Annotated in this window: 13 protein-coding genes; 4 read left to right on the top strand and 9 right to left on the bottom strand. The window is 73.5% G+C overall.

Going from position 1 to position 15,296, the window contains the following annotated elements; translation table 11 throughout:
• Positions 1–83: 83 nt before the first annotated feature.
• A complete protein-coding gene (locus AB6L24_RS11690) occupies positions 84–548 on the top strand; it encodes a MaoC family dehydratase (RefSeq protein ID WP_405654856.1) in 465 nt (154 codons plus the stop codon).
• A 56-nt stretch (positions 549–604) separates the two neighbouring features.
• Here AB6L24_RS11690 and AB6L24_RS11685 read toward each other — a convergent pair whose 3' ends face one another.
• Positions 605–1,231 (bottom strand): TetR/AcrR family transcriptional regulator, encoded by a 627-nt coding sequence (locus AB6L24_RS11685; RefSeq protein WP_405654854.1) that lies wholly within the window; start codon positions 1,229–1,231, stop codon positions 605–607.
• Positions 1,232–1,318: 87 nt separating this feature from the next.
• Positions 1,319–2,470, bottom strand: coding sequence for an acyl-CoA dehydrogenase family protein (locus AB6L24_RS11680; protein WP_405654852.1), 1,152 nt, complete (start codon positions 2,468–2,470; stop codon positions 1,319–1,321).
• Between the two features lie 97 nt (positions 2,471–2,567).
• Between AB6L24_RS11680 and AB6L24_RS11675 the strand changes: the two genes are divergently transcribed.
• Positions 2,568–3,215, top strand: a complete 648-nt coding sequence (locus tag AB6L24_RS11675) for a TetR/AcrR family transcriptional regulator C-terminal domain-containing protein (protein WP_380852526.1) — start codon at positions 2,568–2,570, stop codon at positions 3,213–3,215.
• A 27-nt stretch (positions 3,216–3,242) separates the two neighbouring features.
• On the opposite strand, the gene AB6L24_RS11670 is transcribed toward AB6L24_RS11675, so the two are convergent.
• The 7 genes from AB6L24_RS11670 to AB6L24_RS11640 form a co-directional block, all read right to left on the bottom strand.
• Positions 3,243–4,325, bottom strand: coding sequence for a Zn-dependent alcohol dehydrogenase (locus AB6L24_RS11670; protein ID WP_405657134.1), 1,083 nt, complete (start codon positions 4,323–4,325; stop codon positions 3,243–3,245).
• Between the two features lie 46 nt (positions 4,326–4,371).
• Entirely contained in the window at positions 4,372–5,760 is a 1,389-nt protein-coding gene (locus AB6L24_RS11665) for an aldehyde dehydrogenase family protein (protein ID WP_405654850.1), read from the bottom strand.
• Between the two features lie 55 nt (positions 5,761–5,815).
• On the bottom strand, positions 5,816–6,703 hold the full coding sequence (locus tag AB6L24_RS11660; protein ID WP_405654848.1) for a helix-turn-helix domain-containing protein: 888 nt from the start codon (positions 6,701–6,703) through the stop codon (positions 5,816–5,818).
• 49 nt (positions 6,704–6,752) lie between these two features.
• A complete protein-coding gene (locus AB6L24_RS11655) occupies positions 6,753–8,171 on the bottom strand; it encodes an MFS transporter (RefSeq protein ID WP_405654845.1) in 1,419 nt (472 codons plus the stop codon).
• Between the two features lie 22 nt (positions 8,172–8,193).
• Entirely contained in the window at positions 8,194–9,693 is a 1,500-nt protein-coding gene (locus AB6L24_RS11650; protein ID WP_405654843.1) for a CitMHS family transporter, read from the bottom strand.
• A gap of 121 nt (positions 9,694–9,814) precedes the next feature.
• Positions 9,815–12,232: a molybdopterin oxidoreductase family protein gene (locus tag AB6L24_RS11645; RefSeq protein ID WP_405654842.1), complete on the bottom strand. Its 2,418-nt coding sequence runs from the start codon at positions 12,230–12,232 to the stop codon at positions 9,815–9,817.
• Positions 12,233–12,378: 146 nt separating this feature from the next.
• A complete protein-coding gene (locus tag AB6L24_RS11640; RefSeq protein WP_405654840.1) occupies positions 12,379–13,038 on the bottom strand; it encodes a TetR family transcriptional regulator in 660 nt (219 codons plus the stop codon).
• 121 nt (positions 13,039–13,159) lie between these two features.
• On the opposite strand from AB6L24_RS11640, the gene hmgA reads away from it, so the two are divergent.
• Positions 13,160–14,488, top strand: coding sequence for a homogentisate 1,2-dioxygenase (gene hmgA / locus AB6L24_RS11635; protein ID WP_405654838.1), 1,329 nt, complete (start codon positions 13,160–13,162; stop codon positions 14,486–14,488).
• 52 nt (positions 14,489–14,540) lie between these two features.
• A complete protein-coding gene (locus tag AB6L24_RS11630; protein WP_030356155.1) occupies positions 14,541–15,290 on the top strand; it encodes a GntR family transcriptional regulator in 750 nt (249 codons plus the stop codon).
• The last annotated feature ends 6 nt before the right edge of the window (positions 15,291–15,296 follow it).

Genomic DNA, 15,296 nt, shown 5'->3' with positions numbered 1-15,296 from the left:
CTTGCCGGTGCGTTGACAGCGGTCGGGGGCACCCCGCATGCTGAGCAAGCGCTTAGTTCACCTACGTCCGGGAGGCCGGGGACATGGCAGAGCCGAGGATCTTCACGTCAGCCGAAGAGCTGCGCGCCGCGGTCGGCGAGCAGCTCGGGCACAGCGACTGGCTGGCGGTCGACCAGAAGCGGATCGACCTGTTCGCGGACGCCACCGGTGACCACCAGTGGATCCACGTGGACCCGGAGCGGGCCGCGTCGGGGCCGTTCGGGACGACGATCGCGCACGGCTATCTGACCCTGTCGCTGCTGCCGGTGCTCGTCCCGCAGGTGCTGCGGGTCGAGGGCATGAAGATGGGCCTCAACTACGGCACGAACAAGGTCCGCTTCCCCTCCCCCGTGCCGGTGGGCTCGCGGGTGCGCGGGACGGCGGTGCTCACCTCGGTGGAGGAGACCAAGGACGGCGGGGTGCAGGTGACGGCCGCTGTCACCGTGGAGCGCGAGGACGGCGACAAGCCCGCCTGTGTGGCGGAGTCGGTGTCGCGCTACTACTTCTGAGCCGCCCCTACTTCGGAGCCGCCCCGCCGCTTCCGGGTCCGCCGCTTCCGGGTCCGCTACTTCTGGGTCGCCCCCACCATCCGCAGCACGAGGTCGGCGTACAGCGCGCCGACCTCGTCCGGCGTCCTGCGCCCCCCGACGTCGAACCAGCGGGCCACGTCGATGCACAGGGACAGCACGGCGAGCGTGGTGCCCGGCACGTCGGGGACGTCGAACTCGCCCGCCCGCACGCCGTCGTTGATGATCTCCCGGACGGCGGCGTCGGAGAGGCGGCGCAGGACCACGATCTCGGCGCGGTGCTCGGCGCTGAGCGCGTCGAGTTCGTACTGCACGACCCGGGCGGTGGTGTGGTGCCCGGCGTGCCAGCGCACGAAGGAGCGGACCGCGACGGAGAGCCGGTCGGCCGCGGTGCCCTCGCCGTCGGCGGCGGCGCGCAGAATGGCGAGCGCCTTGTCGTGGCCGAGCCTGCTGATGCGGTGGAGCAGTTCTTCCTTGGTCTTGTAGTGGATGTAGAGCGCGGCGGGGCTCATGCCGGCGCGGCCTGCGATGTCCCGCGTCGTCGTCGCGTGGTACCCGCGCTCGGCGAAGGCGTCGACGGCGGCGATCAGCAGCCGCCTCGCCGCGTCGGGACTGACCTCGGCCCACGGCTGTTCCTCGCCGAGGGTCTCCTTCGCCGCACCCATGCGCGCTCCTTCCACCGTTCAGGACAGTCACCCTACCCTGAAGGTGAGCAAGCGCTTAGGCAAGTGCGCGCCGTGATGAACGGGCCCTCAGAACGCGGACACCCCGGTCAGCGCCCGCCCGATGACCAGCTTCTGGATCTGGCTCGTGCCTTCGTAGAGGGTCATGACGCGGGCGTCGCGGAGCAGCTTGCCGACCGGGTACTCGTCGATGTAGCCGTAGCCGCCGAAGACCTGGAGCGCGTTGTTCGCGGCGCGCACCGCGGCCTCCGACGCGAACAGCTTGGCCTTGGAGGACTCGGTGGCGAACGGCCGCCCCCGGTCGACGAGGTCGGCGACCCGCCAGGTGAGGAGCCGGGCCGCGTCGACGTCCACGGCGATGTCGCTGATCAGCTCCTGCACCAGCTGGTGCCGGGCGATGCTCTTGCCGAACTGCTCGCGCTCGCCCGCGTACGCCACGGCCGCGTCGAGCGCCGCCTGGGCGATCCCCACGCACCCCGCGGCCACCGACATCCGCCCCTTGGCCAGCGCCGACATCGCCACCGCGAACCCCTTGCCCTCGGGCGCGAGCATCGCGTCGGCGGGCACCCGCACGTCCTCCAGGACCAGCTCGGCGGTGGCCTGGCCGCGCAGGCCGAGCTTGCCGTGCACGGCGCGGCGGGTCAGGCCGGGGCTGTCGGCGGGCACGAGGAAGGCGGAGACGCCCTGGTGCCCGGGGGTGTCGTTGGTGCGCGCGAAGAGCAGCACGACATCGGCCCAGGTGCCGTTGGTGATGAACATCTTGGAGCCGTTCACGACGTACGCGTCCCCGTCGCGGACCGCCCGCGTGGCCAGATTTCCCGCGTCGGAACCGGTGCCGGGCTCGGTCAGGCCGAAGCACCCGACGTATGCGCCGGACGTGAGCCCCGGCAGCCAGCGCCGCTTCTGCTCCTCGCTGCCCCAGGCCGCGACGGACTTCGCCACCAGGCCGAGCGACACCGAGACGATCCCGCGCACCGAGGAGTCGCCGCGCCCCAGCTCCTCCGTCACCAGGCAGTACGCCAGGTGGTCGCCGCCCGAGCCGCCGTACTCCTCGTCGATGGTCAGGCCGAGGAAGCCGACCTCGCCGAGCCGCCGCACGATCGACTTGTCGACGCTCTCGGCGCGGTCCCACGCGGTCACGTGCGGGGCGATCTCACGCTCGACGAAGTCGCGGGCGAGCTGCCTCGCGGCGGCCTGCTCGGCACTGAGCTCCAGGTTCATCGCGGCCACCTCATGCTCGGCTCCACCCTTCTCGGCGCTCGCCCACAGCCCTAAATTAGCAGTGCTAGTTTCTGCGGGCAGCCCTACTATGTGCCGCATGGCCCGACCGCGCAAGCCCCTCCTCAGCCGAGATCGCATCGTCGACGCGGCCCGCGGCCTCGTCGACGCCGAGGGCCTCGCGGCGCTCTCCACCCGCCGCCTCGCGGCCGAGCTGGGCGTCAGCGGCCCCTCGCTCTACAACCACTTCCGCACCAAGGACCAGATCCTGGAGGCGGTCGCGGACTCGGTGAGCGCGCAGGTCGACCTGTCGATGTTCGAGGACGGCAGGGACTGGCGCGCCGCGCTGCACGACTGGGCCGTCTCCTACCGCGCGGCCCTGACCCTGCACCCGAACATCGTCCCCGTCCTGGCCCGCGGCCCCGGGCGGCGCCCGGCGGGACTGCGCCTCGCCGACGCGATGTTCGGCGCGATGGTCGACGCGGGCTGGCCACCGGCTCAGGCCACCTCGATCGGCGCGCTGATGCGGTACTTCATCATGGGCTCCGCGCTCGGCTCCTTCGCGGGCGGCTTCGTCGACGACGAGACGGCGTACGACCCCGCCGACTATCCCCACCTCGGGCAGGCCCATCTGCTCGCCGAGCACCAGGAGCTGGTCGACGAGCGGGCGTTCGAGGCGGGGCTGCGGGCGCTGCTCGACGGACTTGAGGTGCAGTACGCGCACATGGCGGCGGCGCGTCCTGCCTGACACCGGCCGCCGCCCGCCCGACCGGGGCTAGAACACCACCAGGGCCCGGCCGCCCTTGCCCGCCACCATGTTCTCGAACGCCGCCGGGATGCCGTCGAGGCCGATGCGGTCGGTCACCAGGGCACCGAGGTCGAGGCGGCCCGCGCGGACGTGCTCGGCGAGGACGGGCAGGTCGACGGCCGGGTCGGAGTTGCCGTAGACACAGCCCGACAGGGTGCGGCCCCAGTGGAACAGCTCCAGGGCGTTGAAGGTGACCTGCTGGTCCTTGCCGCCGATGCCGACGACCGTGGTGCGCCCGCCGCGCCGCGTCGACTCCCAGGCGGTGCGGATGGTGACGGCGCGGCCCACGCACTCCACGGCCACGTCGACGCCGTTGCCGCCGGTCAGCTTGCGGATGGCGCGGGCGGTGGTGTCGGAGGCGACCACGTAGTCGGTGGCGCCCGCGGCCCGCGCGAGCTCCTCCTTCGCCGGGGAGACGTCGACCGCCACGATCCGCCCGGCCCCGGCGATCCGGGCCGCCTGGAGCGCGGCGAGGCCCACGCCGCCCGCCCCGAAGACGGCGACCGTCTCGCCCTCGCGGACGCGGGCCGCGTGGTGCACGGCGCCGTACCCGGTCAGGACGGCGCAGCCGAGCAGGGCCGCGTCGGTCAGCGGGACGCCGTCGGGCACGGGAAGCACGCAGGCGGCGGCGACCACGGTCTCCTCCGCGAACGCGGCGACGTTCAGGCCGGGATGCAGGTCGGTGCCGTCGGACCGGCGGGCGTACACCTCGCCCGCGCCGGTGAGCGCGTTGCCGCAGAGCCACACCTCACCCAGGCCGCAGGCGTGGCAACTGCCGCACGCGGGCGCCCAGTTCAGGACGACGCCGTCGCCCGGGGCGACATGCGTGACGCCCTCGCCCACGGACACGACGGTGCCCGCGCCCTCGTGCCCGAGCACGGCGGGCACGGGCACCCGCATCGTGCCGTCGGACAGGGACAGGTCGGAGTGGCACACCCCGGCGGCGGCGAGACGCACCCGCACCTGGCCGGGCCCCGGTTCGGGCAGGTCGATCGCGGCGATCTCCAGGGGGGAGCCGACGGCGGGCAGGACGGCGGCGCGGACGCGGATCACGATGGCGTACTCCTGGCGGGCGAGGGGACGAGGACGGCCGGGGTCAGAACTGGAGCGACTTGGTCTGGAGGTACTCGGCGAGGCCGTGGGCGCCGAGTTCGCGGCCGACGCCCGACTCCTTGTAACCGCCGAACGGGGCCAGCGGGTTGAAGCTGCCGCCGTTGATGTCGACCTGCCCGGTGTGCAGGCGGCGGGCGAACGCCACGGCCTCGGCGTCGTCACCGGCCCACACCGCGCCCGCGAGCCCGTACACGGTGCCGTTGGCGATGGCCTCGGCGTCCGCCTCGTCCTCGTACCGCAGGATCGAGACGACGGGTCCGAAGATCTCCTCCTGGGCGATCGTCATCTGTGGTGTGACGTCGGCGAAGACCGTCGGGCGTACGTAGTAGCCCTGCTCGCGCGGGGCGTCGGCGCCGCCCGCGACCAGGCGGGCGCCCTCCTTGACGCCCTGCTCGATGTAGCCGCGCACGCGGGCGCGCTGCTCCTCGCTGACGACCGGGCCGATGCGGTCGCCGTACTTCGCGGCGGCGGCCCCGGCGAGCTCCACCGCCTCGTCGTACCGGGAGGCGTGCACCAGCATGCGGGTCCAGGCGCTGCACGTCTGGCCGGAGTTGGCCATGACGTTGGCGACGCCGACGTTCACGGCCTTCGCGAGGTCGGCGCTCGGCAGGATGACGTTGGCGGACTTGCCGCCGAGTTCGAGGGCGACGCGCTTGACGGCGGCGCCCGCGAGGGCGCCGATGCGCTTGCCGACGGCCGTGGATCCGGTGAACGACACCAGGTCGACGCCGTCGTGCTCGGCGAGCGCCTGGCCCGCGACCGGGCCGAGGCCGGTGACCAGGTTGAACACGCCCGCGGGCAGGCCCGCTCCGTGCACGATCTCGGCGAAGAGGCGGGCCGTCAGCGGGGTGTCCTCGGCGGGCTTGAGCACCACCGTGCAGCCCGCGGCGAGGGCGGGGGCGACCTTCGCGACGATCTGGTGCAGCGGGTAGTTCCAGGGCGTGATGGCACCGACCACGCCGACGGGCTCGGCGTACACCGTGGAGTTGCCGACCTTCTCCTCGAAGGCGTACGTGGCCGCGAGGTCCGCGTAGGAACCGGCGACCAGGACGGGGACGGCGGCGTGCACGGCCTCCGAGAAGCGGAGCGGCGCGCCCAGCTCGGCGGTCACCGTCTCCGCGATCTCGGCCTGGCGCGCGGCCAGGCCGTCGCGGATCGCGCCGATCAGCGCCGCGCGCTCCCGGGGCGGCGTGGCCGACCAGGCGGGGAGTGCGGCCCGGGCCGCGCGGACGGCCGCGTCGACGTCCGCGGCGGTGCCCGCGGGGACGTGGGCGATGACCTCTTCGTCGGCCGGGTTCACGACCGGGATCGTGTCCCCCGTCGCGGCGGGGCGCCAGGCGCCCCCGATGTACATCCCGTCGTGGGCCTTCATCCCATTCCTCCCCAACGCGACCTGCGGCTGACGTGCGCCACCCAAACTAGCGCCGTTAGTTTTCCGCCGCCAGGCCCCTCCTCGGGAGGTCCCCCGCCGCCCCGCCGCCGGAACGCCCGGCGGGCTCCGGGGCCGTCAGGCTGCCCAGCAGCGCGAGGGCGTGCGCGGAGGGGCTGCCGGGTTCGGCCTGGTAGACGACCAGTTGCCGGCCCGGTTCGCTGTTCACGGTGAACGACTCGTACGTCAGCGTGAGGTCGCCGACGACCGGGTGGTGGAAGCGCTTGGTGTCCCGGGTCTTGCGGCGGATGTCGTGCCGCGCCCACAGCTCGCGGAACGCGGCGCTCTTCAGCGACAACTCCCCCACCAGCGCGGTCAGTTCCGGGTCGTTCAGGTCGGCTCCCGCCCCCTCACGCAGCGCGGCCACCGTGTTCAGCGCGACCCGGTCCCAGTCCGGGTAGAAGTCCGGGGCGCCCGGGTCGAGGAACACGAACCGCACCAGGTCCCCGCTGTGGGTGTGCCCCGCGAACAGGGCCCCGCCGAGCGGATTGTGCGCGAGCACCCGCAGACAGTGGTCCAGGACCACGGCCGGGGTCCCGGCCCAGCTGTCCAGCATCCGCGCGAGCCCTGCCCCCACCTTCCTGCCCCGCCCCGCCCGCCGCCCGCCCGCGCCTGCCCCCGCGAGCCGGTGCAGATGGACGACCGCGTCCCCCTCGAGCAGCAGCGCCCCGGCCAGCGCCTCCAGCACCTGCGCGGAGGGATTCCGCTCCCGCCCCTGCTCGAGCCGTACGTAGTAGTCGGTACTCAACCCCGCCAACATCGCCACCTCCTCCCGCCTGAGCCCCGGCACCCGCCGCCGCTCACCCCCCGGCATCCCGACGTCACCGGGCCCCACCCGCGCACGCCGGGCCCGAAGGAACTGCCCGAGGAGGTTTTCGCTGTCCATAGGGCCGACGGTAACGCCGGGGGCGTGGGGGTGGGTGGGTGTGCGACTCCTAGGCGGACGGCCGCCTTGTGCCTCCGGGTGGGGCAGTGCAGCCCGGCCCCGGAACCTCGGCCGGGGTGGCCCCGGGTCCGACCCGAGGCCCGGGCTCCCCGGGCCCACGCCCAGAAGCCCGGCGCAGCCCCAGCACGGCGGCCCCCAGCAACAGCACCCCCAGCATCACGAAGGGCGCCCCCACCCCCGCCACCCCGGCGATCGCCCCGGCCCCGGCGGGCGCGGCCACCTGCCCGAGCCGGTTCCCGGTCAGCCGCAAGGCCAACGCGGTGGACCGCGCCGCCGCGGGCGCGGCCTGGACGACGGTCGTCATCGACAGGGGCTGCCCGACCCCGAGGCAGAACCCGAGCAGCACGAGCATGAGCCCGAGCGCCCACACGGGCACGGGCACGGCGATCCCGGCGCACAGCACCGCGCCGAGCAGACAGGTCACGGCGATGAGCGCCCGCCGCCCGAGGACCCGAAGGAGCGGCGTCATCACGAGCCGGCAGGCGATCGTGGCCCCCGCCCGCAGGCTGAGCAGGATCCCCACGGTCGCGGGCGAGATGCCCCGGTGCTCGCCGACGACCGGCAGATACGCGGTGAGGATGTCCGTCGCGGACAGCACGGCGAGGCTGATGAAGATCCCCGCGGGCACCCCACGGGCCCGCAGGATCCCGAGCACGGGCACCTTGCCCGGCTCCGCCTCCCGCCCGCGCGGGCCCTCCGACCCGGTCGACCCGGTCGGCCCGGTCGACCCGGACACCACGGACGACTCCGATGCCCCGGACACCCCGGACCCGCCGCGCGCAGCCGCCCCGCCCCCGTACTCGATCCGCCACAGCGCCCCGACCCCGACCGCCCCGACCCCCGCCGACACCACGAGCGCGAGCGCACTGCTGCGGCCCATGTCAGGACCGATGAGGGCCCCCGCGGCGATGGGGCCGACGAGTTGGCCGAGCGAGGCGCCGATCGTGAAGTGGCCGAAGTTCCGGTCCTGTTCGGCGGGAGCCGACTGGCGGGCCACGATCGACTGGGCGCCGATGACGAAGCAGAGGTGGCCGAGCCCCATGACCCCGCTCCACGCGGCGAGCGCGGCGAGGGACGAGGCCGTACCGCTGAGCGCGCACCCGCCCGCGATGAGCGCGACGCCGACGGGCAGCAGCGGCGCGCAGCGCCCGTGGTCGGTGCGGCGGCCGAGCGGCACGGCGGCGAAGAGCGGGAGCAGCGCGTACACGCCCGCGATGACGCCGATGGCGCGCTCGTCGGCGCCGAGGGACAGGGCCCGGTAGGAGACGGCGGGCCGCGCCATCGACACCGCCCCCTGCGCGAAGGCGAAGGCGATGACGAGGCGCAGCAGCCAGCCCCTGCCGGGCGGCACCGGGCCCGGGCCCGACGGCTGCGGGCCCTTGCCGCGCGGACGCCCGTACGGTCGCATCAGCGGACCCCGTCCCGGGGCATCAGATGATGCCGAAGAGGATTCCGGCGCCGAGCACCACCAGCGAGGTCAGCACGGCCCACTTGACGGTGAACCGGGTGTGGTCGCCGAACTCGACCTTCGCCATGCCCACGAGGACGTACACGGCGGGCACCAGCGGGCTCGACATGTGCAGGGCCTGGCCCGCGATGGAGGCACGGGCGATCTCCAGGTTGGAGACGCCGTGCGCCTGGCCCGCCTCGGCGAGCACGGGAAGGACGCCGAAGTAGAAGCCGTCGTTGGACATGAAGTAGGTGAGCGGGATCGACAACAGGCCGGTGACCAGGCCCATCTGGCCGCCCATGCCGTCGGGGATGGTGGAGACGAGCCAGTCGGCCATGGAGTCGACCATGCCGGTGCCGGTGAGGACACCGGTGAAGACGGCGGCGGCGAAGACCATGCCGGTCACGTTGAGCACGTTCTCGGCGTGGGCGGCGATGCGGGCCTTCTGGTCGGGCATGTGCGGGAAGTTGACCGTGAGGGCGAGGGCCGCGCCGAGCAGGAACAGGACGGGGATCGGCAGCCACTCCATGATCATGGCGGTGAGGAGCAGGACCGTCAGGGCCGCGTTGAACCAGTAGAGCTTGGGGCGCAGGGTGGGGCGGTTCGGGTCGAGCCCCTGGAAGCCGTCGTCGTCATCGGCATCGGCGTCCGCGTCGGCCCCGGCCGCACCGGAAGCCGCACCCGAGTCCGACGCCGAGCCCGAACCCGCGCCCACGGAGCCGGAGTTGCCGCCCGCGGCCAGGCCACCCTTGCCGGCGCCGCCCTTGGTGAAGCTGACGCGCCCGGCGCCCGCCTCGCCGCCCGCCCCCACGAGCACCGGCTCCCCGGCCCGCGTCTCGCTCTCCAGGACCTCGTCCAGCGAGAGCACCCCGAGCCGCCTGCGCTCCCGCAGGCCGAGGACGTACGACAGGATGAAGACGGCGAGCAGTCCGCAGGCGAGCGCCGGGATCATGGGGACGAAGATGTCGGCGGCGTCGACCTTCAGCGCGGTGGCCGCGCGGGCCGTGGGGCCGCCCCAGGGCAGCGTGTTCATCACGCCGTTGGCGGTGGCGGCGACACCCGTCATCACGACGAGGCTCATCTTCAGGCGCTTGTAGAGCGGATACATCGCCGAGACCGTGATCATGAAGGTGGTGGAGCCGTCCCCGTCGAGGGAGACGATCGCGGCGAGCACGGCGGTGCCGACCACGATCCGCATCGGGTCCGCCTTGCAGAAGCGCAGGATCCCGCGGACGATCGGGTCGAACAGGCCCACGTCGATCATGACGCCGAAGTACACGATGGCGAACATGAGCATCGCGGCCGTGGGGGCCAGGTTGCCCACACCGTCGAGGACGTAGTCCCCGAGATGGGCGCCCTTTCCTACGAAGACGCAGAACAGCGCGGGGATGAGCACCAGTGCCGCGATCGGCGACATCTTCTTCATCATGATCAGCACCAGGAAGGTGGCGATCATGACGAATCCGAGGATTGTCAGCATGAGGGCTACCTATCGTTCACCATCGAACTACCACCAGGTCTGGCGGTTCGGATGACCGTAGGACCGGCCAACAAGCGTTAACAAGACGTTGACATGCGAGCAATAAGCGCAAAACTCCAGGTCAGCGGGTTTCTGCTCGTGGCAGCGGGGCGAGGGTGACCCGGAAGCCGTTGAGCACGGCGGTGCCGGAGAGCGGGTCGAGGAGGGTGCCGTCCAGGAGCTGGTTGACGTTGACCCCCGGGTCGGCCGCGGCCACGCTCAGCCGGGTGCCGGGGCGGTCGTGGCCCCAGCCGTGCGGCAGGCTCACGACGCCGGGGCGCACCGCGTCGGTGACCTCGACGGGCACGGCGATCTCGCCGCCGGCGGCGGTGACGCGGGCCTGCCCGCCGTCTTCGAGGCCGATGCGGACGGCGTCGTCGGGGTGGACGTGCAGGGTGCAGCGGTTGGTGCCGCCGACGAGGGCGGGGACGTTGTGCATCCAGCTGTTGTTGGAGCGCAGATGGCGGCGGCCGACCAGGACGAGTCCGGCCGGGGACCCGTCCGGGGCGCGGGCCTCGTCCAGGGCACGGGCGAGGCGCGGCAGGTCGTCGGCGATCGGCCCCGGCAGCAGTTCGACCCGTCCGCTGCGGGTCTTCAGGACCTCGGGGATGCGGGGCCGGAGGGGGCCGAGGTCGATGCCGTGGGGGTGGTCGAGGAGGCGCTGGAGGCTGAGGCCCTCCGGGTCGGCGCCGAAGCCGTCGCCGTACGGGCCGAGGCGCAGCATCAGGTCCAGGCGCCGCTCGGGTCCGCTCTCGCCGGTGAGCCGGTCGGCCAGTTCCTTGGGGTCCTGGCCGTGCACGGGTCCGTGGGGGTCGGCGACGGCCTTGCCGAGGGTGCGGTCGATGGCGAGGGAGTCGACGGCGGCCGGGTCGGCACCGTCCTCCCCCAAGCTCTCGGCTCCGCTCGAGCAGGGGGGACCCCCATCGCTCACGGCGAGCACGAGCCGCGCCAGGATCTCCGTCTCCGCCATCCGCCCCTCCTCCAGGGGGACGGCGGCGCGGTTGTAGCGGACCTGGTTGCGCACGGCGAGCGCGTTGAGGGCGAAGTCGTGGTGGGGGCTCTGCGAGGGCGGGGGCGGGGGCAGGACGACGTGCGCGTGACGTGAGGTCTCGTTCAGGTACGGGTCGACGCTGACCATGAAGTCCAGGGACTCCAGGGCCTTGTCGAGGCGGTCGCCGTCGGGGGCGGAGAGTACGGGGTTGGCGGCGATGGAGATGAGGGCGCGGATCGGGCTCTCGCCCAGGCCGCCGTCCACGGGACCACCGCCCGAGCCGCCGCCCACGGGACCACCGCCGCCCAAGGGGCCGCCCCCGTCCCGGGCACCGTCCGCCGTGTCGCGCCCGGCGCCGACCCCGCGCACAGGCGTGTCGATCTCCGCCGCGAGCGCGGCGATCGGCAGCTCCCCCTTCGCCTCCGGATGCCCGTCGGCGCGGCTGCGCCAGCGCCCCAGCGCGAAGCCCTTGCCGGGTCCGGCCGGGCGCCGGGCCCGGTCCGTGGCGGAGAGCGGGAACATGACGCCGCCGGGCCGGTCGAGGTTGCCGGTGAGGACGTTCAGGACGTCGACGAGCCAGCAGGTGAGGGTGCCGAGGGCGACGGTGCTCGCGCCGACGCGGCCGTAGACGGCGGCGGTGGGCGCGCCCGCAAGATCGTGGGCGAGGTCCCGGATGGTGGCGGCGGGCACGTCGCAGGCGTCGGCGACGGCTTCGGGCGTGAAGTCCCGTACGGCGTCGGCGGCTTGCTCGACCCCCACGACGTGCCCTGCGAGCGCCCCCGGCGCGACCAGGCCGTCCGCGAACAGGACCTGCGCCATCGCGGCGAGCAGCAGCGCGTCCGTGCCGGGCCGGATCGCCACGTGCCGGTCGGCCAGCTTCGCGGTGCGGGTGCGGCGCGGGTCGACCACGGTGAGCCTGCCGCCCCGGGCGCGCAGCGCCTTGAGCCTGCCGGGGAAGTCGGGCGCGGTGCACAGGCTGCCGTTGGAGTCCAGCGGGTTGGCGCCGAGCATCAGGAGGTGGTCCGTGCGGTCCAGGTCGGGCACGGGGATGGCGAGGGCGTCGCCGAAGAGCAGTCCGCTGGAGACGTGCTTGGGCATCTGGTCGAGGGTGCTGGCCGTGAACAGGCTGCGGGTGCCGAGGCCCGCGAGCAGCAGCGGCGGGTAGAGGGCGCCGGCCACGGTGTGCACGTTCGGGTTGCCTAGCACGACGCCGACCGCGTGCGGCCCGTACCGCTCGACCAGCGGCCGGATGCCCGCGGCGACGGCGTCGAAGGCCTCTTCCCAACTCGCCTCCACGAGCCGCCCGTCCCGGCGTACGAGGGGCCGCCGCAGCCGGTCCGGGTCACTGTCGGCCGCGCCGAAAGAGGCGCCCTTGGGGCAGATGAAGCCGCGGCTGAACACGTCGTCCTTGTCGCCGCGCGCGCCGGTCACGCCGGTGCCCTCGATGGTGAGGGTGAGGCCGCAGGTGGCTTCACAGAGGGGGCAGACGCGCAGGGCGGTGCGGGGCATGGGTCCTCCAGAACGGCCGGGGCGGCGGCCGTGGCGGCTTCGGCGCATGGACGCGTCGAGCATACCGACCGGTATGCATGGTGGCGAGAGCCACGCCCGGGTCCGGCGCCCGCACCCGGGCCGGCACCCCGGCCGGCCCGCCCCGCTCAGTCCAACACCCCCGCCAGATAAGCCCGCAGCAGCGCCCGCGCCTCCCCCACGATCGCCTCGTCCCCGGCCGGGTCCACCCGGAAGGCGAGGCGGAACAGGGCGTCGGCGGTCTCGACCGCGACCAGGAAGGCGCGGCGCAGGGCGGGGTCGGGGGCGCGCCCGATGTGGCCGGAGAGCAGCGCCGCGAGGTGGTCGGCGACGCGGTGGTTGGGGGCGGCGCCGGGGTCGCCGACGGGGATCTGGGTGCCGAAGTCGACGAGGGCGAAGCCGGGGGCGGTGCGCTTCATGGCGAGGTACTCGTCGAGGAGCGCGTCGAGGGCGGCGCGCCAGTCGCCCGGCGCGACCGGCACCAGGCGCCGGGTGACCCGTTCGGCGTAGCGCTCCAGGTTGCGGTGGGCAAGGGCGTCGACGAGGGCCCGTTTGTTGCCGAAGAAGCGGTAGACGGAGCCGATGGGCACGCCCGCGCGCTCGGCGACGGACCGGGTGGTCAGGGTCTCGTAGCCGGTCTCGTCGAGGAGGTCCGCGCAGGCGTCGAGGATGCGGGTGAGGCGCTCGGCGCTGCGGCGCTGCACGGGGGCGCGGCGCAGGGCGGCGGGGGCGGGCGGGGACTCGGCGGCGGGGGCGGGCGAGGGCTCGGAGGCGCTGCGGTCCTGCATCCCGGGAGAGTAGAGCACTGTTCACATTTCATGGATCCTCTTGCGCTGGGAAATCGTGAATCCTACGGTGTTCCATAGGAATCAGGTCGGGATCACCGGCCGGAAAGCCGAGGGAGCTGTGATGAGCGGGGACGACCCGAGGGACCACGCACGCAAGACCGCCGAGGGGCTGGGCTACCTCAGCGGCTTCGGCAACGAACACAGCTCGGAAGCCGTGCCCGGCGCCCTGCCGCACGGCCGCAACTCGCCCCAGCGCGCCCCCCTCGGCCTGTACGCGGAGCAGCTCAGCGGCACCGCGTTCACCGAGCCGCGCGCCCACAACCGCCGCTCCTGGCTGTACCGCATCCGCCCCTCGGCCGCGCACCCGGCGTTCACGCGCGTCGACAACGGCGCGATCCGCACGGCGCCCTTCACCGAGTCGGTCCCCGACCCCAACCGGCTGCGCTGGAACCCGCTGCCGGAGCCCGCGCCCGGCACGGACTGGCTCGCTGGCCTGTGGACCCTCGGCGGCAACGGCGACGCGACGCAGCGCACGGGCATGGCGGTGCACCTCTACCACGCCAACTCCTCCATGACGGACCGGGTGTTCAGCGACGCCGACGGCGAACTGCTCATCGTCCCCGAGCACGGCGGCCTGCTCCTGCGCACCGAGTTCGGCCTGCTGCACGCCGAGCCCGGCCATGTCGCCCTGATCCCGCGCGGCGTCCGCTTCCGCGTGGAACTCCTCGACGAGAGCGCCCGCGGCTATGTGTGCGAGAACTACGGCGCGGTCTTCCAGCTCCCCGACCTCGGCCCGATCGGCGCCAACGGCCTCGCGAACGCACGGGACTTCAAGGCTCCGGTCGCCGCGTACGAGGATGTCGAGGGGCCCGTCGAGGTCGTCAACAAGTTCTGCGGCAACCTCTGGTCGGCGACCTACGACCACTCCCCCCTCGACGTCGTCGCCTGGCACGGCAACCACGTCCCGTACGTGTACGACCTGCACCGCTTCAACGTCATCGGCACCATCTCGTACGACCACCCGGACCCGTCGATCTTCACGGTGCTCACGTCCCCGTCGGACACCCCGGGCCTCGCGGGCGTCGACTTCGTGGTGTTCGCGCCGCGCTGGCTGGTCGGCGAGGACACCTTCCGGCCGCCGTACTTCCACCGGAACGTGATGAGCGAGTACATGGGCCTGATCGAGGGCGCGTACGACGCGAAGGCGGAGGGCTTCGTGCCGGGCGGTGGCTCGCTGCACAACATGATGTCGGCGCACGGACCCGACCGCGAGACGTTCGAGAAGGCGAGCGCGGCCGAGCTGAAGCCGCAGCGGATCGACGACGGCCTGGCCTTCATGTTCGAGACCCGCTGGCCGGTCACCGCCACCGAGCAGGCGGCGACGGCCGGACACCTGCAGCGCGCCTACGACGACGTGTGGCAGGGTCTGGAGCGTCATTTCCGGCCGTAGGGGCATCACTTCCGGCCGCTGCCCGCGTCGCCATCGGAGTACGGAGTTCCACGTGACCGCTTTCGCCCCGGACTCGATCGTCCTGAACCGAAAGCTGCCGCTCTGGTATCAGGTGTCGCAGTCGCTGCGCGCCTCGATACTCGGCCGGGCGCCCGACGCCCCACTGCGCCTGCCCACGGAGGAGCAGCTCGCGGGGCACTACGGCGTCAGCGTGCTCACCATGCGGCAGGCCCTCAAGGAGCTGGAGGACGAGGGCCTGATCAGCAGGCACCGGCGGCGCGGCACGTTCATCGAGCCCGGGGTGCAGCGCGGTTCGCCGGTGCGGCTCCTCGGCTCGGTGGACGCGATCGTGGCCCAGCAGTCCGGCATGGACACCAAGCTCCTGTCCCAGGGGCAGGAGCCGGTGCCCGCCGAACTCGCCGAGTACTTCCCGGACGTGGACCGGGTCGCCACGTACCACCGCCTGCGCAGCGACACCAAGACCGGCGAGCCGACCAACCACGCCCGCAACCACATCCGCCCCGACCTCGCCGACCGCGTCGACCCCGCCGACCTGGAGCGGTGGCCGATGACGAAGGTCCTGCGGGACGTGGTGGGCGTGGCGATCTCCCGCATCACCGACACCGTGGAGGCCACCCTCGCCGACCCCGAGACGGCCCGCCTCCTCCAAGTGCCGCTGCTCAGCCCGATCCTGCACTACACGGGCATCACGTACGACGACCAGGGGCGGGCCCTGGACGTGGCGCGGATCCACTACCGCGGGGACCGGTTCTCGTTCACGGTCACGCTGGACGCGACCTGAGACGGG

Source organism: Streptomyces sp. RK9, from assembly GCF_045070545.1.
GTDB lineage: Bacteria > Actinomycetota > Actinomycetes > Streptomycetales > Streptomycetaceae > Streptomyces > Streptomyces alboflavus.
The sequence above is the reverse complement of the archived record's forward strand: the minus strand, read 5'-3'. Positions and strand labels throughout refer to the sequence as shown.

Excerpts from the sequence above, each read along its gene's own strand:
- AB6L24_RS11690 (WP_405654856.1), top strand. The coding sequence starts at position 84 with ATGGCAGAGCCGAGGATCTTCACGTCAGCCGAAGAGCTGCGCGCCGCG.
- AB6L24_RS11685 (WP_405654854.1), bottom strand. The coding sequence starts at position 1,231 with ATGGGTGCGGCGAAGGAGACCCTCGGCGAGGAACAGCCGTGGGCCGAG.
- AB6L24_RS11680 (WP_405654852.1), bottom strand. The coding sequence starts at position 2,470 with ATGAACCTGGAGCTCAGTGCCGAGCAGGCCGCCGCGAGGCAGCTCGCC.
- AB6L24_RS11675 (WP_380852526.1), top strand. The coding sequence starts at position 2,568 with ATGGCCCGACCGCGCAAGCCCCTCCTCAGCCGAGATCGCATCGTCGAC.
- AB6L24_RS11640 (WP_405654840.1), bottom strand. The coding sequence starts at position 13,038 with ATGCAGGACCGCAGCGCCTCCGAGCCCTCGCCCGCCCCCGCCGCCGAG.
- AB6L24_RS11650 (WP_405654843.1), bottom strand. The coding sequence starts at position 9,693 with ATGCTGACAATCCTCGGATTCGTCATGATCGCCACCTTCCTGGTGCTG.
- AB6L24_RS11665 (WP_405654850.1), bottom strand. The coding sequence starts at position 5,760 with ATGAAGGCCCACGACGGGATGTACATCGGGGGCGCCTGGCGCCCCGCC.
- hmgA (WP_405654838.1), top strand. The coding sequence starts at position 13,160 with ATGAGCGGGGACGACCCGAGGGACCACGCACGCAAGACCGCCGAGGGG.
- AB6L24_RS11645 (WP_405654842.1), bottom strand. The coding sequence starts at position 12,232 with ATGCCCCGCACCGCCCTGCGCGTCTGCCCCCTCTGTGAAGCCACCTGC.
- AB6L24_RS11660 (WP_405654848.1), bottom strand. The coding sequence starts at position 6,703 with ATGGACAGCGAAAACCTCCTCGGGCAGTTCCTTCGGGCCCGGCGTGCG.
- AB6L24_RS11655 (WP_405654845.1), bottom strand. The coding sequence starts at position 8,171 with ATGCGACCGTACGGGCGTCCGCGCGGCAAGGGCCCGCAGCCGTCGGGC.